The 23,321-nt window shown below is 71.7% G+C and carries 16 protein-coding genes and 1 tRNA gene; 4 read left to right on the forward strand and 13 right to left on the reverse strand.

Annotated elements, in window-relative coordinates:
• Positions 1-38: 38 nt before the first annotated feature.
• Entirely contained in the window at positions 39-1,010 is a 972-nt protein-coding gene (locus FB554_RS07255) for a nucleotidyltransferase family protein (RefSeq protein ID WP_142005349.1), read from the reverse strand.
• Between the two features lie 100 nt (positions 1,011-1,110).
• On the opposite strand from FB554_RS07255, the gene FB554_RS07260 reads away from it, so the two are divergent.
• Positions 1,111-2,913: a hypothetical protein gene (locus FB554_RS07260; protein WP_142005350.1), complete on the forward strand. Its 1,803-nt coding sequence runs from the start codon at positions 1,111-1,113 to the stop codon at positions 2,911-2,913.
• Between the two features lie 140 nt (positions 2,914-3,053).
• Positions 3,054-3,491, forward strand: coding sequence for a hypothetical protein (locus FB554_RS07265; RefSeq protein ID WP_142005351.1), 438 nt, complete (start codon positions 3,054-3,056; stop codon positions 3,489-3,491).
• Between the two features lie 407 nt (positions 3,492-3,898).
• Here FB554_RS07265 and polA read toward each other — a convergent pair whose 3' ends face one another.
• Positions 3,899-6,574 (reverse strand): DNA polymerase I, encoded by a 2,676-nt coding sequence (gene polA / locus FB554_RS07270; protein WP_142005352.1) that lies wholly within the window; start codon positions 6,572-6,574, stop codon positions 3,899-3,901.
• Positions 6,575-6,620: 46 nt separating this feature from the next.
• On the opposite strand from polA, the gene FB554_RS07275 reads away from it, so the two are divergent.
• Positions 6,621-7,064: a PaaI family thioesterase gene (locus tag FB554_RS07275; RefSeq protein WP_142005353.1), complete on the forward strand. Its 444-nt coding sequence runs from the start codon at positions 6,621-6,623 to the stop codon at positions 7,062-7,064.
• A gap of 1 nt (position 7,065) precedes the next feature.
• On the opposite strand, the gene FB554_RS07280 is transcribed toward FB554_RS07275, so the two are convergent.
• The 8 genes from FB554_RS07280 to FB554_RS07315 form a co-directional block, all read right to left on the reverse strand.
• Positions 7,066-7,632 (reverse strand): GNAT family N-acetyltransferase, encoded by a 567-nt coding sequence (locus FB554_RS07280; protein WP_170206807.1) that lies wholly within the window; start codon positions 7,630-7,632, stop codon positions 7,066-7,068.
• A 207-nt stretch (positions 7,633-7,839) separates the two neighbouring features.
• Positions 7,840-8,568, reverse strand: a complete 729-nt coding sequence (locus FB554_RS07285; protein WP_142005355.1) for a hypothetical protein — start codon at positions 8,566-8,568, stop codon at positions 7,840-7,842.
• 221 nt (positions 8,569-8,789) lie between these two features.
• Positions 8,790-9,497, reverse strand: a complete 708-nt coding sequence (locus FB554_RS07290) for an ABC transporter ATP-binding protein (protein WP_244937446.1) — start codon at positions 9,495-9,497, stop codon at positions 8,790-8,792.
• Positions 9,498-9,502: 5 nt separating this feature from the next.
• Entirely contained in the window at positions 9,503-10,417 is a 915-nt protein-coding gene (locus FB554_RS07295; RefSeq protein ID WP_142005357.1) for an ABC transporter ATP-binding protein, read from the reverse strand.
• Complete coding sequence (locus tag FB554_RS07300; RefSeq protein WP_142005358.1) at positions 10,414-12,177, reverse strand: branched-chain amino acid ABC transporter permease; 1,764 nt, start codon at positions 12,175-12,177, stop codon at positions 10,414-10,416. The genes FB554_RS07295 and FB554_RS07300 overlap by 4 nt, the downstream gene beginning before the upstream one ends.
• Positions 12,174-13,118 (reverse strand): branched-chain amino acid ABC transporter permease, encoded by a 945-nt coding sequence (locus FB554_RS07305; RefSeq protein WP_142005359.1) that lies wholly within the window; start codon positions 13,116-13,118, stop codon positions 12,174-12,176. The genes FB554_RS07300 and FB554_RS07305 overlap by 4 nt, the downstream gene beginning before the upstream one ends.
• 189 nt (positions 13,119-13,307) lie before the next feature.
• Complete coding sequence (locus tag FB554_RS07310; RefSeq protein WP_236022328.1) at positions 13,308-14,534, reverse strand: branched-chain amino acid ABC transporter substrate-binding protein; 1,227 nt, start codon at positions 14,532-14,534, stop codon at positions 13,308-13,310.
• A gap of 207 nt (positions 14,535-14,741) precedes the next feature.
• Positions 14,742-15,362, reverse strand: coding sequence for an ANTAR domain-containing response regulator (locus tag FB554_RS07315; protein WP_236022329.1), 621 nt, complete (start codon positions 15,360-15,362; stop codon positions 14,742-14,744).
• Between the two features lie 159 nt (positions 15,363-15,521).
• On the opposite strand from FB554_RS07315, the gene FB554_RS07320 reads away from it, so the two are divergent.
• Positions 15,522-15,595 (forward strand) — tRNA-Leu (locus FB554_RS07320).
• 122 nt (positions 15,596-15,717) lie between these two features.
• Here the strand turns inward: FB554_RS07320 and pyk are convergent.
• From pyk to gltB, 3 genes are all read right to left on the reverse strand, one after another.
• Positions 15,718-17,184 carry a pyruvate kinase gene (pyk, locus tag FB554_RS07325; RefSeq protein WP_142005360.1) on the reverse strand — a complete coding sequence of 489 codons (1,467 nt, stop codon included), beginning with the start codon at positions 17,182-17,184 and terminating at the stop codon, positions 15,718-15,720.
• A gap of 74 nt (positions 17,185-17,258) precedes the next feature.
• Positions 17,259-18,719: a glutamate synthase subunit beta gene (locus tag FB554_RS07330; RefSeq protein WP_142005361.1), complete on the reverse strand. Its 1,461-nt coding sequence runs from the start codon at positions 18,717-18,719 to the stop codon at positions 17,259-17,261.
• The gene (gene gltB / locus FB554_RS07335; protein ID WP_142005362.1) at positions 18,712-23,250 is read right to left on the reverse strand and encodes a glutamate synthase large subunit; all 4,539 of its coding nucleotides are present in this window, start codon (positions 23,248-23,250) and stop codon (positions 18,712-18,714) included. The genes FB554_RS07330 and gltB overlap by 8 nt, the downstream gene beginning before the upstream one ends.
• Positions 23,251-23,321: the final 71 nt, after the last annotated feature.

A 23,321-nucleotide genomic window follows, 5' to 3' on the forward strand; every position in this document is an offset into this window, starting at 1 on the left:
GGATGAGTAACTTCCGGGTGCGGATTCGTAGGTTGCTCTCAGGTTCCGGCCGGGTGCACCGCGTCCTGCAGCACGGCCCCGGCCGGCACGACGGCGCCCGGCGCGACCACCGCGCGCTCCAGCCGGGCGCCCTGCTCGACCCGTCCGCCGGGCAGCACCACCGCGGCCTCGAGCACCGCGCCGGCGGCGACCCGGGCCCCCGCGTGCACCGCGCTCCCCCGGGTCAGCACCGCCGCGGGGTCGACCTGCGCCTGCGGGTGCACCCACGCCTCGCCGCCAGTGCCGGCGGGCATCCCGGGCACCCGGCCGAGCACCGCGTCGGCCGACGCGGCGACGAAGCTGGACGGGGTCCCGACGTCGCGGAAGTAGGCGTCCTCGCGGTAGGCGACGACCCGGCCTCGCCGCACCAGGTCGGGCAGCACGTCGCGCTCGAGGGACGTCTCCACGCCGGCAGGGATCGCGTCGAGCACGGCCCGGCGGAGGACGTACGTCCCGGCGTTGACCAAACCCGCACCACCCGCGGCCGGCTTCTCGACGAACGACGCGACCCGCTCGCCGTCGAGCACGACGTGGCCGAACGCGCTCACGTCGGGCACCTCGCGCACGTGCAGCACCGCGTCGGCGTCGGACGCCGCGGCGAGCAGCTCCTCCTGCCGGCGCAGGTCGTGGCCGGACAGCAGGTCACCGTTGGCGACGACGACGGTCCCGACGTGGTCGCCGAGGGAGTCCGCGGCGAGCCGCAGCGCCCCGCCGGTGCCGAGCCGCCGGGGCTCGCGGACGTACGTCAGGTCCAGGCCGAGCGCGCGGCCGTCGCCGAGCGCGGGCGGGAAGCGGTCGGCCTGGTGGGCCACCGCGAGCAGTCCGCGCTGCACGCCGAAGGCGCCGAGCCGGCGCAGCAGGTAGGCCACGAGCGGCTGGGGCCCGAGCGGCAGCAACGGTTTGGGCAGCTCCGAGCCGATCGCGCGCAGCCGGGTGCCGAGCCCGCCGGCGAGCACCACCGCTTCACGCATGCGCCCGCCCGGCGCTCGACCTCGGGGTTACGCTGCAGTAGTTTCCCGGCGCCACCGGGCGCCGCCGCTCCCAGACACTCACCCGAGGGACAGTAACCGCGTGACCACCTCCGCTGCATCGCCGGCCCGCGGGCGCACCCCTGGGCGGCGGCACGGCGGCAGCACGGCCGCGGGGGCGGTCGACGCGGCGCGTGGCCGGGTCACCCGCCTCGCGACGCGGGCGGTGCACCACCCGCTCCTGCCGTACGTCCTGCTCGCCCTGCTCCCGATCCTCGCCGCGGCCGTGCGGGCCTGGGTGAGCGGCTGGGCGCCGGAGGGCGACGACGCGATCATCGGCATGCGGGTGCGCGACACGCTGAGCCCGAACCTGCCGTTGGTCGGGATGCGCTCCACCAGCGGCCTGGAGGACCCCGCCCTCGCCAGCCACCACCCCGGACCGCTGGAGTTCTACCTGCTCGCGCTGCCCGCGGCGCTGCTCGGCTTCTCCGGCGCCGGCCTGGTGCTCGGCGTCGCGCTGCTCAACGCCGCCGCCGTCATCGGCACCCTGGTCATCGGGTGGCAGCTGGGGCGCCACCGCGTGGTCCTGCCGCTGACCGGCGCGGTGCTGGCGCTGGAGTGGAGCCTCGGCGCCGCGCTGCTCGTGCGCCCGCTCAACACGTTCGTCGCCGCGTTCCCGCTGCTGCTCGCCCTGGTCAGCGCCACGGCGCTGCTGCTCGGGCGGCTCGGGCCGATGTGGGTGTTCGCGCTGTCGGCGACGCTCGTGGCCCAGTCCAACGTGGCGTACGCCCCGCTCGTCGCCGCGATCGCGCTGCTGCTGGTCGTGGTCGGGCTGGTGCGCTGGTGGCGGCTGCGGCACGCGGTCTGGCCGCTGCCCGGCTGGCGGCCGCGCACGCAGCAGCACCGGCGCTGGGGGCCGGGCCGCGTCACGTTCGCGGTGCTGGCCCTGGCCTGGATGCCGCCGCTCGTGGAGCTGCTCACCGCGACGCCCAACAACCTCACCCAGCTGCTGGCCTACCGTGCCGACGGGGCCCAGCAGGGCGGCGGCGTGCGCCCCGACCAGCGACTGTCGTTCGCCGTCGGACAGCTGGTGCCGGTGGCGCGGCTCGGCCGCTACGGCGACCACCTGGCGGTGCCGCCCACCCCTGCGGTGGCGGCGCTCGGGATGATCGTGGTGCTGCTGCTCGCGCTCGCCGCCGTGGGCGGGAAGCGCCGGGTCACCACCCGCCGACCGTGGACCGTGGGTCGCTGCGCGTGCGCCCTCGCGGTGTTCTCGCTCGCCGCCGAGGTGTGGGCGCTGTCGTTCCTGCGGGTCAGCATCGCCGCGGCCTACTGGCTGCTGCCGACCATCGTCGTGTCGGTGTTCGCCTGGGCCGCGCTCGGCATCCGGGTGCTGGAGCTGCTTCCCGAGGGGGTCCGCGAGCGGGTCGGTCGGCCGGCGCGTCTGGCGGCGGTGGCGCTGCTGGTCCTCGCGCTGGTGCCGACCCTGACGACCCCGACCGACGGCGCGTGGCGCGGCAGCCGCGACGCCCAGCAGGTCAGCGACCCGGTGGTGACCGCCCTGCGCGAGCGGGTTCGCCCCGGCTCCGACGTGGTGGTCCTGCCCGCGGGACTGTGGCCCTACCTCTCGCTCGCCTCGGCGGTCGGGTTCCAGAGCGAGCGCGCCGGCTTCCGGACGTACGCCGTCTCGGCCTGGCCCTATCCCGAGGACATGGCCCACCGCCAGGTCGATGCGGCACCGCCGGACAGCGTGCGGGTCTTCCTGCAGGAGCGGCAGGCCGACGGGACCTGGCCGCAGCTGCCGCCGGGCACCGAGCGGATCCCGCTGCCGGCCGTCGAGGGGCGCCCCGAGCTGGCGTTCTCGTTGCTCGTGCCGCCCGCCAGCCGCCGCATCGCCGGCAGCTGATCTCGCCGCCGGCCGGACTGCTCGCGCGCACACGTTGCCCGGGCCAACCCGCGCGCGGGACTCGCGTGGTGTCGCGACGCGCCGGATCCTGCGGCCCGAACCCTGGCCGCTGGAGGTGACTGGCCAGTAGCATTCACGCCATGGCCGAACCGACGACTGAGACCCGCACCGTCATCTCGCCGCGTGCGGGCACGAAGATCTGCTGGCTGATCGCGATCCCGCTGCTCGCGGCCGCGGCCTACTTCTTCTGGTCGCCCATCACGTTGCAGAGCCCCGACACCGGCGCGATCTTCAACTGCGGGTCGGCCGCCTCGCCGCCGAGCGAGGGCTTCCAGCGCGGCACCTGCGGCGACCTGAGCACGGTCAACAGCATGCGCGCGATGTTCCTCGGCGGCACCGGGCTGCTGCTCGCGATCCTCGGCACCGCGCTGTTCGGGATGAACCGCCGCCAGGAGACCCGCGAGGTCGCGGCACGCGACGAGGAGCCCAGGCGCTCGGAGTCGGCCGGGTCCACCACGACCGGCGTCGACAAGGACTCCGAGCCGGCCGCCGGCGCCACTCGCGCCGACAAGGACTGACCCGGGCGGTCGTACGCCCTCGCCCGGCTCGGTTTCGTCCGGTCGGTCTCGTCCGGTTGGGCCTGGGGCGCGGCTTCGTCGCTCCCCTGGGCTGCGCTCGGCGCGTCGCCTGTACGCACGGTCGGGAAATGTGCCGGGAGGCGCGGCCGAGTCGCTGGCTGGGCTGAGCCCGGCGCGTCGCTTGTGCGCGTGGCCGGGGCCCTGGCCGCAGATCGTTCACTCGTGCACGAAATGCAGCTGGCATCCCCGGAATCCCGGACCCCCCTCCCACATTTCGTTCACTCGCGCACGAAATGCAGCCGGCGCCCCCGCAATCCCGGGCCCGGCGCCCGCATTTCGTTCACTTGCGCACGAAATGCGTTCCGTGACCCGTGTCCGCACCCGTGCCCACGAGGCCGGGCGGCGGCTCAGTGGGCGGCGGCGTGCCAGGAGCTGCCGAGGCCGACGCTGACGTCGAGAGGTACGTCCATCTCGACGGCCGCGCCCATCTCGCGGCGGACCAGGGTCTCCAGGTCGGAAGCTTCGCCGGGGGCGACCTCGAGCACGAGCTCGTCGTGCACCTGGAGCAGCATGCGCGAGGTCGCGTCGGAGTCGCGCAGCGCGGAGTCGACCCGCAGCATGGCGAGCTTGATGATGTCGGCCGCCGACCCCTGGATGGGGGCGTTGAGCGCCATCCGCTCGGCCATCTGGCGGCGCTGCCGGTTGTCGGAGGTGAGGTCGGGAAGGTAGCGGCGACGACCGAGCATGGTCTCGGTGTAGCCGGTCTTGCGAGCGTCGTCCACGACCTCGCGCAGGTAGTCGCGCACCCCGCCGAAGCGCAGGAAATACTCGTCCATCAGCTCCTGGGCCTCACCGGTGGAGATGCCCAGCTGCTTGGACAGGCCGAACGCGGACAGCCCGTACGCCAGGCCGTAGGACATCGCCTTGACCTTCGACCTCATCTCGAGGGTGACCCCGTCGGGCTCGACACCGAAGACCCGCGCCCCGACGAACCGGTGCAGGTCCTCACCGGTGCGGAACGCCTCGATGAGCCCGGAGTCGCCGGACAGGTGAGCCATGATGCGCATCTCGATCTGGCTGTAGTCGGCCGACATCAGCGACTCGAAGCCCGGGCCGACGACGAACACCTCGCGGATGCGCCGGCCGGCCTCGGTGCGAATCGGGATGTTCTGCAGGTTGGGCTCGACCGACGACAGCCGCCCGGTGGCGGCGATCGTCTGCTGGTAGGTCGTGTGGATGCGCCCGTCGTCGGCCACCGACTTCTGCAGCCCCTCGACGGTCACCCGCAGCCGCGAGCTGTCGCGGTGGCGCAGCATCGCCTCGAGGAACGGGTGCTCGGTCTTGGCGTAGAGGTCGGACAGCGCGTCGGCGTCGGTGGTGTATCCGGTCTTGGTCTTGCGCGTCTTGGGCAGCTGCAGGGTGTCGAACAGCACCGTCTGCAGCTGCTTCGGTGAGCCGAGGTTGATCTCCTCGCCACCGATCGCGTCGTAGGCGTCCTGCTGCGCGGCCCGCACGCCGTCGGCGTACTCGCTCTCGAGCCGCTCCATCGCGTCGGTGTCGACCGCCACGCCGCTGCGCTCGAGCCCGGCGAGCACCTCGACGAGCGGGAGCTCCAGGTCGGCGAGCAGGTCGGTGCCGCCGGTGCCGCCGAGCTCCTCGTCGAGCTTGTCGGCGAGCTCGCGCACGGCCTCGGCCCGCTCCATCGCCTGCTGGGCCTCGACCGGGGTGCCGGTGTCGCCCAGGTCGAGCAGCCCCTGGCCGGAGGACTCCGCGGCGGTGCCGAGCTCGCGTCGCAGGTATCGCAGGGCCAGGTCGGTCAGGTCGTAGCTGCGCTGGTCGGGCCGCACGAGGTAGGCCGACAGCGCCGTGTCGTGGGTGACCCCGGCGAGGGCGAACCCGCGCGCCGCGAGCGCGTGCCGCGGCACCTTCGACTCGTGCAGCGCCTTGGGCCGACCCGCGTCGGCGAGCCAGTCGCCCAGCGCCTTCTCGGCCGCCGGGTCGAGACCCTCCAGATCGACGTACGCCGCCGCGGACTCTCCCGCCACTGCCAGCCCACGAGCATCGCCGGCGCCCTTCACCCAGGTGCCGAGCACCTGCACGCCCGTGCGCACGCCCGCCGGGGCGTTGGCCTCGAGCCACGCAGCCACCTCCTCGCCGGCGAGCACGCTGCCCTCGACCTCGATGGCCGACTCGGCCTCGGTGTCGACCGACTCCAGCGTCGAGAACAGCCGGTCCCGCAGCACCCGGAACTCCAGACCGTCGAAGACGGTGTGCACCTGCTCGCGGTCCCACGTCTGGCGCTGCAGGTCGCCGACCCCGACGTCGAGCGACAGGTCGCGCAGCAGCTGGTTCAACCGGCGGTTGCGCAGCACGCCGTCGAGGTGCTCGCGCAGGCTCTCGCCGGCCTTGCCCTTGATCTCGCCGACGTGGTCGACGATGCCGGGCAGGTCGCCGTAGAGCCCGATCCACTTCGCCGCGGTCTTCGGACCGACCCCCGGCACGCCGGGCAGGTTGTCGGAAGACTCCCCCACGAGCGCCGCGAGGTCGCTGTAGCGCTCGGGGGTCACGCCGTACTTCTCCTCGACCGCCGCGGGCGTCATGCGCGCAAGGTCGGACACGCCCTTGCGCGGGTAGAGCACGGTGACCCTGTCGGTGATCAGCTGCAGCGTGTCGCGGTCGCCCGAGCAGATCAGCACCTCGTCGAAGCCGTCGTCGAGCGCCTGGGTGGTGAGCGTCGCGATGACGTCGTCCGCCTCGTAGCCGGGGGCCTCGACATAACGGATCTTCAGCGCGTCGAGCACCTCGTGGACCAGCGACACCTGCCCCTTGAACTCGTCGGGGGTGGTGGCGCGGCCGGCCTTGTACTCGGCGTACTCCTCGGTGCGGAAGGTCTGCCGGCTGACGTCGAACGCGACCCCGACGTGCGTCGGCTCCTCGTCGCGCAGCACGTTGATGAGCATCGAGGTGAAGCCGTAGACGGCGTTGGTCGACTGCCCCGTCGTGGTCGAGAAGTTCTCGACCGGGAGGGCGAAGAACGCCCGATAGGCCAGGGAGTGTCCGTCGAGCAGCAGGAGACGCTTCACGGATGAGAGCCTAGGACCCACCACCGACACCAGGAGGACCCCCGTCATGACCGACCCCAGCGCCACGCTCGGCGACGCGCTCGACCTCGAGACCATGAACTCGTTCAACAAGGGCACGCTCGCCGAGAAGATGGGGATCGAGATCGTCGAGGTCGCCCCCGGCAAGGTCGTCGCCCGGATGCCCGTCGAGGGCAACACCCAGCCCTACGGCCTGCTGCACGGCGGCGCGCACGTGGTGCTCGCCGAGACGGTCGGCTCGATCGCCGCCGCGATCGCCGCCGGCGAGGGCCGCGCGGCCATGGGCCTGGACATCAACTCCACGCACCACCGCGGGGTCCGCTCGGGGTTCGTCACCGCCACGGCGACCGCGCTGTCGGAGGGGCGCTCGGTTGCGGCGTACGAGATCGCGATCGTCGACGACGAGGGTCGCCGGGTCAACACCTCGCGCCTGACCTGCATCCTGCGCGACGCCCCGACCAGGGCCAGCTGAGTCAGGCGCCGGTCTCGGGCTCGATCTCCGGGTGGCGCAGGCCGTGCCGGGCCCGCTCGCGCAGCGAGCGTCGGCGGCGCACGATCTCCTCGGTCGTCGAGGTCTGCTCGTCGTCGCCCAGCCGTCGGTGCAGCGCCCGCGTGGGCGTGGACCGCACGGTCACCTGGGCCGCGAACCCGAGCCGGGCGAAGTAGCGGTTGGTGTGCTTCTCCCCCGCCGGCACGCAGCTGGTGACCTGCCCGACCCCGCGCAGGTCGGCGTACGTCGCGACGGCCGCGAGCAGCTCCTTGGCGACGCCGCGCCGGCGCGAGCCGGGGGTGACGTAGATCTGGTCGATCCAGACCGCGCTCTCCTCACCGAGCCCGCTGAGCGGGCTGGCTGTGACGGCGGCGAAGCCGACGGGCTGGCCGTCGCGCTCGGCGAGGTAGACGCGCACGTCCTCGCGCTCCAGCGCGGACCGGACCCGGCCCTCGCGCACGGCCCGGTCGGCCCAGTCGGCCGACTGCCCCGCGGCGGTGCGGGCGGCGACCCACAACGGCGCCAGACGCTGCTCCTGGTCGACGGTCACCCGCGACACAGAGATGCCACCACGGCCCAACGCTCTGGCTCCGATCCTCGGCCCCGATGTGCGCCGCCTTCGGGCGCGGCGGCAACACTACGCCTCCCTCGCCCACCCGGACAGTTGAACCCCGAATGAAACCGGGTTCCGTCCCTTTGACCTCGATGCATCAGGGTCAGAGGCACGGAACCCGGTTTCATGCGTGGCCGGGCCGGGTCAGCCGCCCAAGCCGCCGGCGCTGGTCGTGCTCGGCGTCGCGGCGGGCGCCGGCGTCGTGCTCGGGGCCGGTGCCGGCGTGCTGCTCGGGCTCGGCGCGGACGAACTGCTGGGTGTCGACGTGCTGCTCGAGGTCGACGAGCTGCCGGTGGTGGACGACGACGCGACCGACGAGGCGGCCGCGTCTGCCGACTCCTTGGCCGTCGGCGTGCAGCCGGGAATGTCGCAGACGGGTGGCGTGCCCGGCACCTTGAACGCGACCGTGATGGGCGGGTGCTGGTTGGGGTCGGTGCCCGGGGCCGGGGTGTGGCCCCACTGGATCTGCATGACCGCGTCGAAGTCCTGGTTCGCCGAGTTCGAGCTGTCGGCACGGAACTCGACGGTCTGGCACTGCCCTGCCGCGAGGCGGTAGGGCAACGGCGGCGACTGGTGGGTCAGCGTCAGGTTGGTCCCGCTCACCGAGTAGCTGATGCTGTACAGCCAGATGTCCTCGCTGCTGTTGTTGCAGACCTCGAACGTGAACTGGTAGCCCTTCGGGAAGGCCTTGCAGCTCTGGCCGGGCGACTTGCAGGCGCCGATGAAGCGGAAGGTCGGCGGGACGGTCGACAGCGCGAACGCCGGCGCCGCCTGCGCCACCACCACTGCCGGGGTCGCCCAGGCGACTCCCTTGACGACCGCCCGTCGGCGTACTCCCGTGCTGTCCGAACCGTGCTCCTGGTGACCGCTCATGGTCCCCTCCCCTGACCGTGGGTCGGCCCGGCGCGTCCGGGCCGACTGCTCGCGTCCCACCCGGACGGGTGCACGACGCGCAGTCAGTGTGCCCGTGCCGTTCACGTCCGAGCACGCTGTTCTCGGCGGTGCGGCCAGAGTGAAAGAAGGGGTGGTTGGGGACTCCCTATCTTTCAGGGAGCCGGGGGTCGTGCAGTAAGTGCGTGCAGCAGGGTCGGGCGTCAGTCCTCGCCGAGGTACGCCTTGCGCACCGCGTCGTTGGTCATCAGCTCTCGCCCGGGCCCGTCGAGCACGATCGAGCCCACCTCGAGGACGTAGCCCCAGTCGGCGAGCTTCAGCGCCGCCTGGGCGTTCTGCTCGACCAGCAGGATCGTGGTGCCGCGCCGCTGCAGGGTGCGCACGGTCTTCATGATCTTCTGCATCATCAGGGGCGACAGACCCATCGAGGGCTCGTCGAGCATCAGCAGCTTGGGGCGGCTCATCATCGCCCGGCCCATCGCCAGCATCTGCTGCTCGCCGCCGGAGAAGGTGCCGGCCGGCTGCTTGCGCCGTTCGCGCAGGATCGGGAAGAGCTCGAACGCCTCCTCCAGGTCCTCGGCGACCGCCTTGTGGTCGTTGCGCGCGAAGGCCCCCAGGTGCAGGTTCTCCTCCACGCTCATCCGCGGGAAGATGCGCCGCCCCTCGGGCGACTGCGCCAGGCCGAGACTCACGATCTCGTGAGCGGGCACGTCGTCGATCCGCTTGCCCTGGAAGGAGATCGAGCCGCTCTCGGGGCGGATCAGCCCCGAGATCGTGCGCAGCGTGGTGGTCTTGCCCGCGCCGTTGGTGCCGATGAGGGTGACGACCTGCCCCTCCTCGACGGCGAACGAGATGCCCTTGACCGCGGCGATCTTGCCGTAGGCGACGGTGAGGTCGGAGACCTCCAGCATCGGGCTCACGGGCGCTGCTCCCTCGGGTCGGTGCCGGTCTCGTCGTCGCGGCGCAGGTCGGCCTCGTCCTCGCGCACGATCTCGTCCATCTCCTCGTCGTCCTCGGTGCCGTCGCCGGTGCCGATGTACGCCTCGATCACCCGCGGGTCGGACTGCACCTGCTCGGGGGTCCCCTCGATCAGCGTCTTGCCCTGCACCAGGCACAGCACCCGGTCGCACAGGTTGAAGATGAACCGCATGTCGTGCTCGATGACGACGACGGCCAGCCCCTGGTCGCGGATCTTGAAGATCAGCTCCATCGCCTGCTGGGTCTCCAGCGGGTTCATGCCCGCGGTCGGCTCGTCCAGCAGCAGCAGCTTGGGGTCGGTCGCGAGCGCGCGGGCGATCTCGAGGCGGCGCTGGTCGCCGTAGGACATGTTGCGCGCCAGGTGCGCCGCCTGCCGGCCGAGGCCGACGAACTCCAGCAGCTGCTGGGCGCGCGCCCGTGTCTCCTCCTCCTCGCGCCGGAACTTCGGCCCGCGCAGGATCGAGGTGAGCGCGCCCGAGGACGTACGGCAGTAGCGGCCGACCATGACGTTCTCCAGCGCCGTCATGTTGCCGAAGAGCCGGATGTTCTGGAACGTGCGGGCCATCCCGGCGCGCACCACCTTGCCGGGCTTGGGCGGCAGCACCTGCCCCTCGAAACGCACCGTTCCCTCGGTGGGCCGGTACATCCCGGTCAGGCAGTTGAAGAACGTCGTCTTCCCGGCGCCGTTGGGCCCGATCAGCCCGACGATCTCGCCCTGGTGCACCTGCAGGTCGACGCCGCCGACGGCCACCAGGCCGCCGAACCGCATGACCACGCCGGACGCGTCGAGGATCAGCTCGCCGCTCGTGCCGTCGCCGGGTGCGCCGTACGTCGGTTCGGTCGTGGCGGTCATGCCTGCGCTCCCTTCGGCCCGCTCGAGCCGCTCGACCCGGGTGGCCCGGTCTGTCCCGGGCCCAGGTCACTGGTCTCCAGCCGGTCCTCGACCTCGTCGGCGAGCGACTCGTCCTCCTCGTGGAACTCCAGCTGTCGCCGCTTGGAGGCGATGAGCCCCTCGGGCCGGAAGCGCATCATCACCACGAGCAGCAGGCCGAAGATCAGCAGGCGGTACTCGTTGAAGAAGCGCAGCTTCTCGGGCAGCAGCTTCAGGATGGTCGCGCCGAGCAGCACGCCGGCGATCGTGCCCATGCCGCCGAGCACGACGGCGGCGAGCAGGAACGCCGACTCCAGGAAGATGTACTGGTCGGGCGAGACCGAGGTGTCCTGGTGGGCCTTGATCGTGCCGGCGATGCCGGCGAGCGCCGCGCCGCCGGCGAAGGCCAGCAGCTTGAGCCCGAACACGTTGACGCCCATGGCGTCGGCGGCCCGCTCGTCCTCGCGGATCGCGACCCAGCCGCGGCCGATGCGGCTGTTGTTCATCCGGGTGAACACCAGGATGATGAAGCCGATCAGCAGCAGGAGCAGGAAGTAGTAGTTGCTCATCCGGCCCAGCGGGATCCCGAAGACCGAGTGCACCTGGCCGAAGTCGAAGCCACCGATCTTCAGGTCGGGGATGGCGCCGATGCCGTTGGGGCCGCGGGTCAGGTTGGGTCCGTTGGTCCCGTCGAGGTTGAACATCGCCAGCCGGAAGATCTCGCCGAACGCCAGGGTCACGATCGCCAGGTAGTCACCCGAGACGCGCAGCGTCGGCGAGCCGATGATCAGGCCCAGGCAGGCGGTGACGACCGCGGCGATCAGGACCACCACGAAGAACGGCGGCTTCCAGTCGATGGTGGCGAACGCCGAGCTCGACAGCATCGCGGCGACGTAGGCGCCCGAGCCGAGGAAGGCGATGTAGCCCAGGTCGAGCAGCCCCGCGAGGCCGACGACGATGTTCAGCCCGACCGCCGTCGCGGCGAAGATCAGCACCTGCGCGGCGATCGACATGTTCGCGTCGGAGCCGTTCTGGGTGAACGGGAACAGGAACGCCACGACGAACGCCGACAGGGTCAGCACCGTGCGGTGCCGCGCGGCCGCCTGGGAGACCCAGGTGAAGATGCCGCCGCGCACGGCCGTCACGAGCAGGCCCGCGACGAACAGACAGGCGGCGACGAAGCTCCACGACTCCTCCAGCCCCAGGGTGACCGCCGCCAGAACCAGGGCCAGCGCCATCACCGCGGTGATCAGCAGGATCTCCACCCACGGCTTCATCCGCGCGGTCTCCAGCGCCTCGAGCGGCTGGGGCTGGGCGAACCGGGAGGCGAGGAACATCAGCAGCGCGCCGGCCAGGCTGATCCAGCCGCCCGGGTTGACGTTGATCAGCCCCGGCGCCTGCACGGTGATCGCCACGATGACGAAGACCAGGTAGATCGTCGCCCAGGTCGCGACCGCCCGGAAGCCCAGGGCCGCGTCCAGCCAGCGGCCGAGCCGGTGCAGCGGACCCTTCATGGCCAGCAGCAGCACCAGGGCGATGACGCCGAGCACGATCGCGAAGATCTGCACCGTGCCCGGGTAGAAGTTGATGGTCAGGTCGCCGAGGAAACCACCGACGTACGACCACGACAGGAACGAGCCGACGATCAGCAGGACGGCGCCGAGCAGGCCCAGCGGCCACGCCTTGGCGGCGTGCCGCTGCACGACGTGCTCGGGCAGGGTCGGGATCTTCCACCAGCTCATGCGCGGTCCACCACCCGTGCTCCGAGCAGACCCTGGGGCCGGAAGACCAGCACCAGGATCAGCAGGACGAACGCCCAGACGTCCTTCCAGGACGTGCCGCCGAACGTGCCGGGGATGAACCCGGTGGCCATCGCCTCGGCGACGCCGAGCACCAGGCCGCCGAGCACGGCGCCCCACACGTTGCCGATGCCGCCGAGCACCGCGGCGGTGAACGCCTTGAGGCCGGCGAGGAAGCCCATCCGGAAGTCGATGTTGTTGTTCTGCAGGCCCTGCGCGACGCCCGCGATGCCGGCGAGCGCGGCGCCCACGGCGAACGCGACGACGATGATCCGGTCGACGTTGATGCCCATCAGCCGCGCGGTGTCGGGGTCCTGCGAGACCGCCTGCATGCCGCGACCGGTGCGGGTGTGGCCGATGAACCACCACAGTCCCGCGGCGCAGACCGCGAGCGCGATCATCGTGAACAGCGCCGAGCGCTGGATCGTCACGCCCCCGAGGCGGATCGCCTGGCCGGTGACCACGTCGATCTGCGGGAAGGGGATCTTGCTCTTGGCGCTCGGGAAGTCGGCGAACGGGATCTTGTCGTAGAACAGCCGCACGAACTCCTGCAGGAACACCGAGATGCCGATGGCGGTGATGAGCGGCGCCAGGCGTGGCGCCCCGCGGAGTGGTCGGTAGGCGACCCGCTCCATCAGCACCGCCGTCAGCACCGAGACGAGCACGGCGCCGATGATCATCAGCGGCAGCAGCACGATGCTGGTGCTGCCCTTGAAGAGCACGAGCTGGACCGAGAGCGCGCCGAACGCGCCGATCATGAACACCTCGCCGTGGGCGAAGTTGATCAGCTGGACGATGCCGTAGACGACGGTGTAGCCGACGGCGATGAGCGCGTACAGCGATCCGAGCGTCAGCCCGTTGACCAGCTGTTGCAGGAACTGCACGGAGGATCTCCCAACAGGGTGCGGGGGCGGGGCAGCCCGTCGTACGTCCGCGCCGGCCGGCGCAGGAACGGCGAGCAGGACCGGTGGTCCCGGGGGCGGGGCGTGGACGGGCGCCCCGGACAGCCGGACAGTGCGACCGCGGGGGCAGCGCTCGCTGCCGCCGCGGTCGCACTGCCCGCGACTATCGGCCTACTTGAACTCTTCGGTGTTGACCGCGGTCCACTTGCCGCCCTTCACCTGGTACACGGTGAGGATGCGGGTGGTGGTGTCGCCGTAGCTGTCGAAGGCGACCTTGCCGGTGACCCCGTCGAAGTTGACCTTGCCGACGGCGCCGGGCATCTGGGTGCGGGCGTTGGCGACGGTGGAGTCGCTCTTCCAGACGCTCTTGAGCCCGTTGATGATCGAGTTCGCGGCGTCGTAGGAGTAGGCGCCGTAGGCCTCGTAGGGCTCGGGGTACTTCTGCGCGTTGTAGTCGCTGACGAACGTCTTGGCGCTGTCCAGGCTCTCGGTCGGGGCCCCCACCGAGGTCGCGAGGTCGCCCTCGCCGGACTTGCCGGCCAGCTTGATGAAGTCGGCCGAGTAGATGCCGTCGCCACCCATCAGCGGGACGTTGAGACCGGCCGCCTTCATCTGCTGGGACAGCGGACCCGCCTGCGGGAACTCGCCGCCGTAGTAGACCGCCGCGGGGTTGGCGCCCTTCACCTTCGACACCGCCGCCTGGTAGTTGGCGTCGTCGGGGTTGATGGTCTCCTGCGCGACGACCTTGCCGCCGAGCTTCTTGAACTCGGTGGCGAACGCCGAGGCCAGGCCCTGGCCGTACGTCTTCTTGTCGTGGATCGTCGCGACGGTCTTCTTGCCGGCCTTGTTGTACAGGTAGCGCGCGGCGAACGGCCCCTGCACGGCGTCGGTGGTCGCGGTGCGGAAGTAGTAGGGGTACATCCGCTTGGGGTTGGCGGGGTCGGCGCCACGGGTCAGCGTCGGGTTGGTGTTGGCCGGGCTGACCATCACGATCTTGGCCGTGTTGAGCACCGGCGAGGCGACCTGGCCGGTGCTGGAGTTGAGGGTGCCGACGACGCCGATGACGTCGGGGTCGGCCGCCAGCTGGGTCGCGGCGTTCTTGGCCGGGTCGGTCTTGCCCTCGTCGTCCTTGGCGACGACCTCGAACTTCACGCCGGGGACGAGGTTGGACTGGTTGGCCTTCTTCACGGCCAGGTCGACCGAGTTCTTGATGCCGAGGCCGAGGGGCGCGAGGTCGCCCGAGAGCGGCGCGATGACGCCGATCTTCACGGTCTTGGTGTTGCCACCCTCACCGCCGCTCGCACCGGCACCCTCGCCGTCGCCTCCGCGCGAGCCGCAGGCCGAGAGCAGCATCGCCGCTGCGACCACCGGGGCGCTGTACTTCACCACTGAACGCACGTGTTCCTCCTGAGCCACACGTCGCTTCGCCGCCGGTCGGCAGCGAGGTTGCGGCGGCACGGGAGGCCGTCGCGCTGGATGGAACCTAGCCCGCGCCCTCGTGACCTGGGAGGCGATTGATGTGATTGAGGTCACCCCGTGACCAAGCCGAGACCTGGCCTGCGGCCATGCGGGCGATGACTCCTTACCGGGCGACGGACGCGGCGCTCAGGACTGCTGCTCGCCCATCCCGTCGATCACCGCGTCGGCGACCTCGCGCATGCCGAGGCGCCGGTCCATCGCGGCCTTCTGGATCCAGCGGAACGCTGCCGGCTCGTCGATGTCGAGCCGCTTCATCAGGATGCCCTTGGCCCGGTCGAGCCGCTTGCGGGTCTCCAGCCGCTCCCCCAGGTCGGCCACCTCGGCGGCCAGCGCCGCCCGCTCGGCCCAGCGGGCTCGCGCCACCGCGATCGCCGGGCGCAGGTCGTCGACCCCGAACGGCTTGACGACGTACGCCATCACCCCGGCCTCGCGCGCCCGCTCGACCAGCTGCTCGTCGCTGAACGCGGTGAGCAGCACGACCGGCGCCAGGTTGGCCTCGGCAATCTGCTCGGCGGCGGTGATGCCGTCCAGGCGCGGCATCTTGATGTCCATGAGCACCAGGTCCGGCTCGGTCTCGCGCGCGGTCGCGACGGCCTGCTCGCCGTCGCCGACCTCGCCGACGACCTCGTGGCCGATCTCGCGCAGCATCTCCGCGATGTCCATGCGGATCAGCGCCTCGTCCTCGGCGACCAGCACGCGCAGCTGGGTCGGCGACGAGCTGGGCGGGGTCTGCTCGGTGCTGCTCACCGGGTCAGCCTAGCCAGGCGTACCGGCGCGTACGACACCCTCGGCCAGCCGCGTCGCGCCACCTTCTCGCCCACCCGGCGCGGCCCCTGGCAGGGCGCCTGACGCCGCTGCGCGCCGGTTGGGTGGCCGCTCGGCGTTCGGCTACCGTGTGCTGCGCTGGCCCCGGTATTCCAACTGGCAGAGAAGGCGGCCTCAAACTCCGCACAGTGTGGGTTCGAATCCCACTCGGGGCACTCGCGATCCGATCACCCGCCGCGACGACGGCGGCACACATACGACGACGGCGGACCACGTCTTACGTGGGCCGCCGTCGTGGTTTCTGTGCCGCCGTCGACGATGCCGGGGCGGGTGGGGCCTACTCCGGGGCGTCGCCGTTCTCGAGCTCGGCGTACGCCGGCGCCACCTTGTTCTTCGCGTCACCCATGACGTGCACGCGCAAGGCGTTGGTGGAGCCGGGGATGCCGGGCGGGGAGCCGGCGACGATGACGACCTGGTCGCCCTCGACGCAGCGGGCGCACGCCAGCAGCGACTCGTCGACCTGCATGGCCATCTGGTCGGTGTGCTTGACCTCGGGCACCAGGAACGTCTCGATGCCCCAGACCAGCGTGAGCTGGCTGCGCACCTCGGCGTTGGGCGTGAACGCGATCATCCGGCGCGGGTTGCGCAGCCGGGCCATCCGCTTGGCGGAGTCGCCGGTGGTGGTGAACACGATGAGCGCCCGCAGGTCGAGCACGTCACCGATGGTGGCGGCGGCCTTGGTGACCGCGCCGCCCTTGGTGCGCGGCGGGTGGTCCAGGCTCGGGATCAGCTCGAGGCCGTGCTCCTCGGTCGACTCGATGATGCTCGCCATGGTGCGCACCGCCTCGATCGGGTACGCCCCGACGCTGCTCTCGCCGGACAGCATGATCGCGTCGGCGCCGTCGAGCACCGCGTTGGCGCAGTCGGAGGCCTCGGCGCGAGTGGGGCGCGGGTTCTCGATCATCGACTCCAGCACCTGGGTCGCGACGATGACCGGCTTGGCGTTGCTGCGGGCCAGGGTGACCGCCTGCTTCTGCACCAGCGGCACCTCCTCGAGCGGCAGCTCGACGCCGAGGTCGCCGCGGGCGACCATGATCGCGTCGAACGCCCGGACGATCTCGGTGAGGTTCTCGACGGCCTGCGGCTTCTCGATCTTGGCGATGACCGGTAGCCGCACCCCCTCCTCGTCCATGATCTCGTGCACCCGCGCGATGTCGTCGGCGCTGCGCACGAAGGACAGCGCGATCATGTCGGCGCGCAGCCCGAGCGCCCAGCGCAGGTCGTCCTCGTCCTTCTCCGACAGCGCCGGCACGCTCACCGCGACGCCGGGCAGGTTGATGCCCTTGTTGTTGGAGACCGTGCCGCCGACCACGACCTCGGCGACGACGTCGGTTCCGGTCACCGCGGTGGCCCGCAGGCACACCTTGCCGTCGTCGATGAGCAGCAGGTCACCGGCCCGGACGTCGCCGGGCAGCCCCTTGTACGTCGTCGACACCCGCTCCTGGTCGCCCTGGACGTCGTCGGTCGTGATGGTGAACGTGTCGCCCGGCGCGAGCCCGATCGGTCCCTCGGCGAACCGGCCGGTGCGGATCTTCGGCCCCTGCAGGTCGACGAGGATCCCGACCGCGTGGCCGGTCTCGTCGCTGGCCCGACGCACGTGCTCGTAGACCTTCTCGTGGTCCTCGTAGGACCCGTGCGACAGGTTCAGCCGAGCGACGTCCATGCCGGCGGTGACCAGCTCCAGGATGCGCTCGTAGGTGCTCGTGGCAGGCCCGAGCGTGGCAACGATCTTGGCGCGACGCATGGTGACCAGCGTAGTGAGGTCGGACCACCCGCCCAGGGGTGTCCGTCGTACGGTCGAGTAGGTTCGGCGCTCCCTCAGACCGCCAGCGGGCGGTCGGTCGGACGCACCGGAGCCGGCAGCGTGGAGTCGCCGGTGAGGTAGGCGTCGATCGCGCGCGCGGCCGAGCGGCCCTCGGCGATCGCCCACACGATCAGCGACTGACCGCGCCCCGCGTCGCCGGCGACGAACACGCCCGGGACGTTGGTGAGGTAGGACCCGTCGCGCGCGATGTTGGTGCGGTCGTCGGTCTCCAGCTCCAGCTGCTCGACGATGCCCTCGCCCTCGGGGCCGAGGAAGCCCATCGCGAGCAGCACCAGCTGCGCGGGGATCTCCCGCTCGGTGCCCTCGATCTCCTCGAAGCCGCCGGCCTCGGTGCGCTCGACCTCGACGAGCCGCAGCGCGCGCACCTTGCCCTGCTCGTCGGCGAGCACCTGCTTGGTGCTGGTGGCGTAGACCCGGTCGCCGCCCTCCTCGTGGGCGCTCGCGACACGGAACAGCATGGGGTACGTCGGCCACGGGTGAGCGGGTGAGCGCTGCTCCCCCGGCTGGGGCATGATCTCCAGCGACGTGATCGACCGGGCACCCTGCCGGATGGCGGTGCCGAGGCAGTCGGCGCCGGTGTCGCCGCCGCCGATGATGACGACGTCCTTGTCGGTCGCGAGGATCTGGTCCTCGACGGTCTCGCCGAGCGCGACCCGGTTGGCGTCGGGCAGGTAGTCCATCGCCTGCACGACCCCGTCGAGGTCGCCGCCCTCGACCGGCAGCCCGCGCGGCACGGTGGCGCCGGTGGCCAGCAGCACCGCGTCGTAGCGCTGGCGCAGCTGCTCGCCGGTGATGTCCTTGCCCACCTCGGTGCCGCAGCGGAAGCGGGTGCCCTCGGCGGTCATCTGCTCCAGCCGCCGGTCCAGCACCGACTTCTCCATCTTGAACTCGGGGATGCCGTACCGCATCAGCCCGCCGGGCTTGTCGGCCCGCTCGTAGACCGCGACGGTGTGCCCGGCGCGGGTCAGCTGCTGGGCGGCCGCGAGCCCGGCCGGGCCGGACCCGATGACGGCGACGGTCTTGCCGGTGAGCCGCTCCGGCACCTCGGGCACGACCGTGCCGGCCTCGAAGGCCTCCTCGATGGTGCGCAGCTCGACCTGCTTGATCGTGACGGGGTCCTGGCTGATGCCGAGCACGCACGCGGACTCGCACGGCGCCGGGCACAGCCGCCCGGTGAACTCCGGGAAGTTGTTGGTGGCGTGCAGCCGCTCGATGCCGTCGTCCCACTCGCCCTTGCGGGCCAGGTCGTTCCACTCGGGGATCAGGTTGCCGAGCGGACAGCCCTGGTGGCAGAACGGGATGCCGCAGTCCATGCAGCGCCCGGCCTGGCGCTGCAGCTCGCCGCGCTCCTGCTCCTCGTAGACCTCGCGCCAGTCCTTGATGCGCACCGGCACGGGCCGGCGCTGCGGCAGCTGCCGCTCGCGAACGGTGAGGAATCCTCGGGGGTCAGCCACGGTGTGCCTCCATGATGCGCTCCCAGACCTGGGCGCCGTCGGGGTCGAGGCCTTCGCCTTCAGCCTCGGTGCGGATGTCGAGCACGCGCTGGTAGTCGCGCGGCAGCACGAGCGAGAACCGCTCGACCGCCGCCGGCCAGTCGGCGAGCAGCTTGGTCGCGACCTGCGACTCGGTCCAGTCGCGGTGCTGCTCCAGCAGCCGCTTGACCGTCGCGATGTCGTCGGGCCGCAGCCCGACCACGTCGACCAGCTCGGGGTTGACGAGGTCCTCGTCCAGGTCGAGGACGTACGCCTGGCCGCCGGACATGCCGGCCGCGAAGTTGCGCCCGGTCGGGCCGAGCACGAGCACGGTGCCGCCGGTCATGTACTCGCAGCCGTGGTCGCCCACGCCCTCGACGACGGCGGTCGCGCCGGAGTTGCGCACGCAGAACCGCTCGCCGACCATCCCGCGCAGGAAGATCTCGCCGCTCGTGGCGCCGTAGCCGATGACGTTGCCGGCGATGGCGTTCTTCTCGGCGACCAGCGACGCCTCGCGCAACGGACGTACGACCACGCGGCCGCCGGAGAGGCCCTTGCCGACGTAGTCGTTGGCCTCGCCGAACAGGCGCAGCGTGACGCCCCGCGGGACGAACGCCCCGAACGACTGCCCCGCGGACCCGTTGAGCGAGACCTCGATGGTGCCGTCGGCGAGGCCCTCCGGGTAGCGCTTGGTGACCTCGTGGCCGAGCATCGTGCCGACCGTGCGGTTGACGTTGGAGATCGGCACCTCGATGCGCACCGGCTCCTGCTGCTGCAGGGCGTCCTGGCTCATCGTGATGAGCTGCTGGTCCAGCGCCTTCTGCAGGCCGTGGTCCTGCTCGGTGGTGTGGTGGCGGGCGCCGCCGAACGGCATCGCCACCTCCTGCAGGATCGGCGCGAGGTCGAGTCCCTCGGCCTTCCAGTGGTCGACCGCGCGGGTGGTGTCGAGCGCGCGCACCTGGCCCACCGCCTCCTCGACCGAGCGGAAGCCCAGCTCGGCGAGGATCTCGCGCACCTCCTCGGCGACGTACTCGAAGAACGTCTCGACGAACTCCGGCTTGCCGGTGAAGCGCTCGCGCAGCTCGGGGTTCTGCGTCGCGATGCCGACCGGGCAGGTGTCGAGGTGGCAGACGCGCATCATGATGCAGCCGCTGACCACGAGCGGGGCGGTCGCGAAGCCGAACTCCTCGGCACCGAGCAGCGCCGCGATGACCACGTCGCGCCCGGTCTTGAGCTGGCCGTCGGTCTGCACGACGATCCGGTCGCGCAGCCCGTTGAGCAGCAGCGTCTGCTGGGTCTCGGCGAGGCCGAGCTCCCACGGGCCGCCCGCGTGCTTGAGCGAGGTGAGCGGCGAGGCGCCGGTGCCGCCGTCGTGACCGCTGATCAGCACGACGTCGGCGTGCGCCTTGCTCACGCCCGCGGCGACCGTGCCGACGCCCGACTCGGCGACCAGCTTCACGTGCACCCGCGCCTGCGGGTTGGCGTTCTTCAGGTCGTGGATGAGCTGGGCCAGGTCCTCGATGGAGTAGATGTCGTGGTGCGGCGGCGGGGAGATGAGCCCCACGCCGGGCGTGGAGTGCCGGGTGCGCGCGACCCACGGGTAGACCTTCGGCCCGGGCAGCTGACCGCCCTCGCCGGGCTTGGCGCCCTGGGCCATCTTGATCTGGATGTCGTCGGACTCGGTGAGGTAGAGCGAGGTCACGCCGAACCGGCCGCTCGCGACCTGCTTGATCGACGAGCGCCGCTCGGGGTCGCGCAGCCGCTCGGGGTCCTCGCCGCCCTCGCCGGTGTTGGAGCGGCCGCCCAGCCGGTTCATCGCGACGGCAAGCGTCTCGTGCGCCTCCTGGCTGATCGAGCCGTAGCTCATCGCGCCGGTCGAGAAGCGCTTGACGATCTCGCTCACCGGCTCGACCTCGTCGATCGAGATGCTCTCCCGGTCGCTCTTGAACCGGAACAGGCCGCGCAGCGTCATCAGGCGCTCGGACTGCTCGTCGACGGTCTTGGTGTACTGCTTGAAGATGTCGTAGCGGCGGCTGCGGGTGGAGTGCTGCAGCCGGAAGACGGTCTCGGGGTCGAACAGGTGCGGCTCGCCCTCGCGCCGCCACTGGTACTCCCCGCCCACCTCGAGCGTGCGGTGCGCGTTGCGCACCCCGCTCGTGGGGTACGCCGTCGCGTGCCGGGCCGCGACCTCGTCGGCGATGACGTCGAGCCCGACGCCGCCCAGCCGCGACACGGTGCCGGTGAAGAACTCGCCGACGAAGTCGTCGGCGAGACCGACGGCCTCGAACACCTGCGCCCCGCGGTAGGACGCGACGGTCGAGATGCCCATCTTGGACATCACCTTCAGCACGCCCTTGCCGAGCGCCTTGATGAGGTTGCGCACGGCCTGCTCGGCGCTGACGTCCTGGACGATGCCCTGGCGCACCAGCTCCTCGACCGACTCCATCGCGAGGTAGGGGTTGACCGCCGCGGCGCCGTAGCCGATGAGCAGCGCGACGTGGTGCACCTCGCGCACGTCGCCCGCCTCGACGATCAGACCGACCTGGGTGCGGGTCTTGGTGCGGATCAGGTGGTGGTGCACCGCCGCGGTGAGCAGCAGCGACGGGATCGGTGCGAAGTCGGCGTTGCTGTCGCGGTCGGACAGCACGACGAACCGGTGCCCGTCCTCGATCGCCTGGTCGACCTCGGCGAAGATCCCCCGCAGCCGGGCGCGCAGCGCCGAGGCGCCGCCGTCGACGCGGTAGGTGCCGCGGATGACGTACGTCGCGTAGCCGGGCAGGTTGCCGTCGCGGTTGATGTGCACGATCTTGGCGAGCTCGTCGTTGTCGAGCACCGGGAAGTCCAGCTCGACCTGGCGCGCGTGCGCCGGGGTGGCCGCCAGTGCGTTGTGCTCTACGCCGATCAGCGTGCCGAGCGAGGTGACCAGCTCCTCGCGGATCGCGTCCAGCGGCGGATTGGTGACCTGCGCGAACAGCTGGGTGAAGTAGTCGAACAGCAGCCGCGGCCGGTCCGACAGCACCGCGATCGGGGTGTCGGTGCCCATCGAGCCCAGCGCCTCGGCCCCCGCCTTGGCCATCGGCGACAGCAGGATGCGCAGCTCCTCGTGGGTGTAGCCGAAGGTCTGCTGGCGACGCACGACCGAGGCCGGCGAGTGCCACACGTGCTCGCGGTCGGGCAGGTCGCTCAGCTTCACGATGCCGGCGTGCAGCCACTCCTCGTAGGGGTGCTCGGCCGCCAGCTGCGCCTTGACCTCGTCGTCGCCGACGACGCGGCCGTGCTCGGTGTCGACCAGGAACATGCGGCCGGGCTGCATGCGGCCCTTGCGCACGACGGTCTCCGGGTCGAGGTCGAGCACGCCGGCCTCGGAGGCCAGCACGACCAGACCGTCGCTGGTGATGGCGTAGCGGCCCGGGCGCAGCCCGTTGCGGTCGAGCACGGCGCCGACCAGCTTGCCGTCGGTGAAGGTGACGCAGGCCGGGCCGTCCCAGGGCTCCATGATCGCCGCGTGGTACTCGTAGAACGCCCGCCGGGCGGGGTCCATCTGCTCGTGGTTCTCCCACGCCTCGGGGATCATCATCAGCACCGCGTGCGGCAGGCTGCGCCCGCCCAGGTGCAGCAGCTCGAGCACCTCGTCGAACGTCGCCGAGTCGGACGCGCCGGGCGTGCAGATCGGGTAGAGCCGGCTCAGGTCGCCCGGGATCACGTCGCTCGCGAGCATCGACTCGCGTGCGTTCATCCAGTTGCGGTTGCCCTTGACGGTGTTGATCTCGCCGTTGTGGGCGATGTAGCGGTAGGGGTGGGCCAGCGGCCACGACGGGAAGGTGTTGGTCGAGAAGCGCGAGTGCACCAGCGCCAGCTCGGTCGCGAATCGCCCGTCGGACAGGTCGGGGAAGAACGGCTCGAGCTGACCGGTGGTGAGCATCCCCTTGTAGACCAGGGTGCGCGAGGACAGCGACGCGAAGTAGACCTTCAGCTCGTGCTCGGCGCGCTTGCGCACGCAGAAGGCGAGCCGGTCCAGCTCCAGGCCCGAGACGCCCTGCTCCTGCGCGGCGAAGAAGACCTGGCGGAAGACGGGCATGGTGCGCCGCGCGGCCTCGCCGACCAGCGAGGGGTCGGTGGGCACGTCGCGCCAGGCGAGCACGCGCAGCCCCTCCTCGGCGGCGAGCCGGTCCATCTGCTCGCCGACGGTCCACTGCTCGTCGGGGTCGGTGGGCAGGAAGACCAGGCCGACGGCGTACTCCCCCGCCGGCGGCAGCTCGACGTCGACGACCTCGCGCAGAAAGGCGTGGGGGACCTGGGTGAGGATGCCCGCGCCGTCACCGACGGCCGGGTCGTGACCGGTGGCGCCGCGGTGCTCGAGGTTGCGCAGCGCGGTCAGCGCGTGGTCGACGATGTCGTGCCCGGCGCTGCCGCGCATCGTGGCGACCATCGCGACGCCGCACGCGTCGTGCTCGGCGGCGGGGTCGTAGAGGCCCTGGGCCGTCGGCGATGCGGAGAAGTGGGCAAGACCCATGCGCGTGTCCTGTCTCTCGGACCTCGGCGCGCGCCCTGCTTGGCCTGCGTGACGGGGCTGGCCGGATGGGG

This window comes from Barrientosiimonas humi (assembly GCF_006716095.1).
GTDB lineage: Bacteria > Actinomycetota > Actinomycetes > Actinomycetales > Dermatophilaceae > Barrientosiimonas > Barrientosiimonas humi.

Bases quoted from the DNA above. Each gene is read 5' to 3' on its own strand.
- FB554_RS07255 (WP_142005349.1), bottom strand. From the start codon at position 1,010: ATGCGTGAAGCGGTGGTGCTCGCCGGCGGGCTCGGCACCCGGCTGCGC.
- FB554_RS07265 (WP_142005351.1), top strand. From the start codon at position 3,054: ATGGCCGAACCGACGACTGAGACCCGCACCGTCATCTCGCCGCGTGCG.
- FB554_RS07275 (WP_142005353.1), top strand. From the start codon at position 6,621: ATGACCGACCCCAGCGCCACGCTCGGCGACGCGCTCGACCTCGAGACC.
- FB554_RS07285 (WP_142005355.1), bottom strand. From the start codon at position 8,568: ATGAGCGGTCACCAGGAGCACGGTTCGGACAGCACGGGAGTACGCCGA.
- FB554_RS07290 (WP_244937446.1), bottom strand. From the start codon at position 9,497: ATGCTGGAGGTCTCCGACCTCACCGTCGCCTACGGCAAGATCGCCGCG.
- FB554_RS07295 (WP_142005357.1), bottom strand. From the start codon at position 10,417: ATGACCGCCACGACCGAACCGACGTACGGCGCACCCGGCGACGGCACG.
- FB554_RS07300 (WP_142005358.1), bottom strand. From the start codon at position 12,177: ATGAGCTGGTGGAAGATCCCGACCCTGCCCGAGCACGTCGTGCAGCGG.
- pyk (WP_142005360.1), bottom strand. From the start codon at position 17,184: ATGCGTCGCGCCAAGATCGTTGCCACGCTCGGGCCTGCCACGAGCACC.
- gltB (WP_142005362.1), bottom strand. From the start codon at position 23,250: ATGGGTCTTGCCCACTTCTCCGCATCGCCGACGGCCCAGGGCCTCTAC.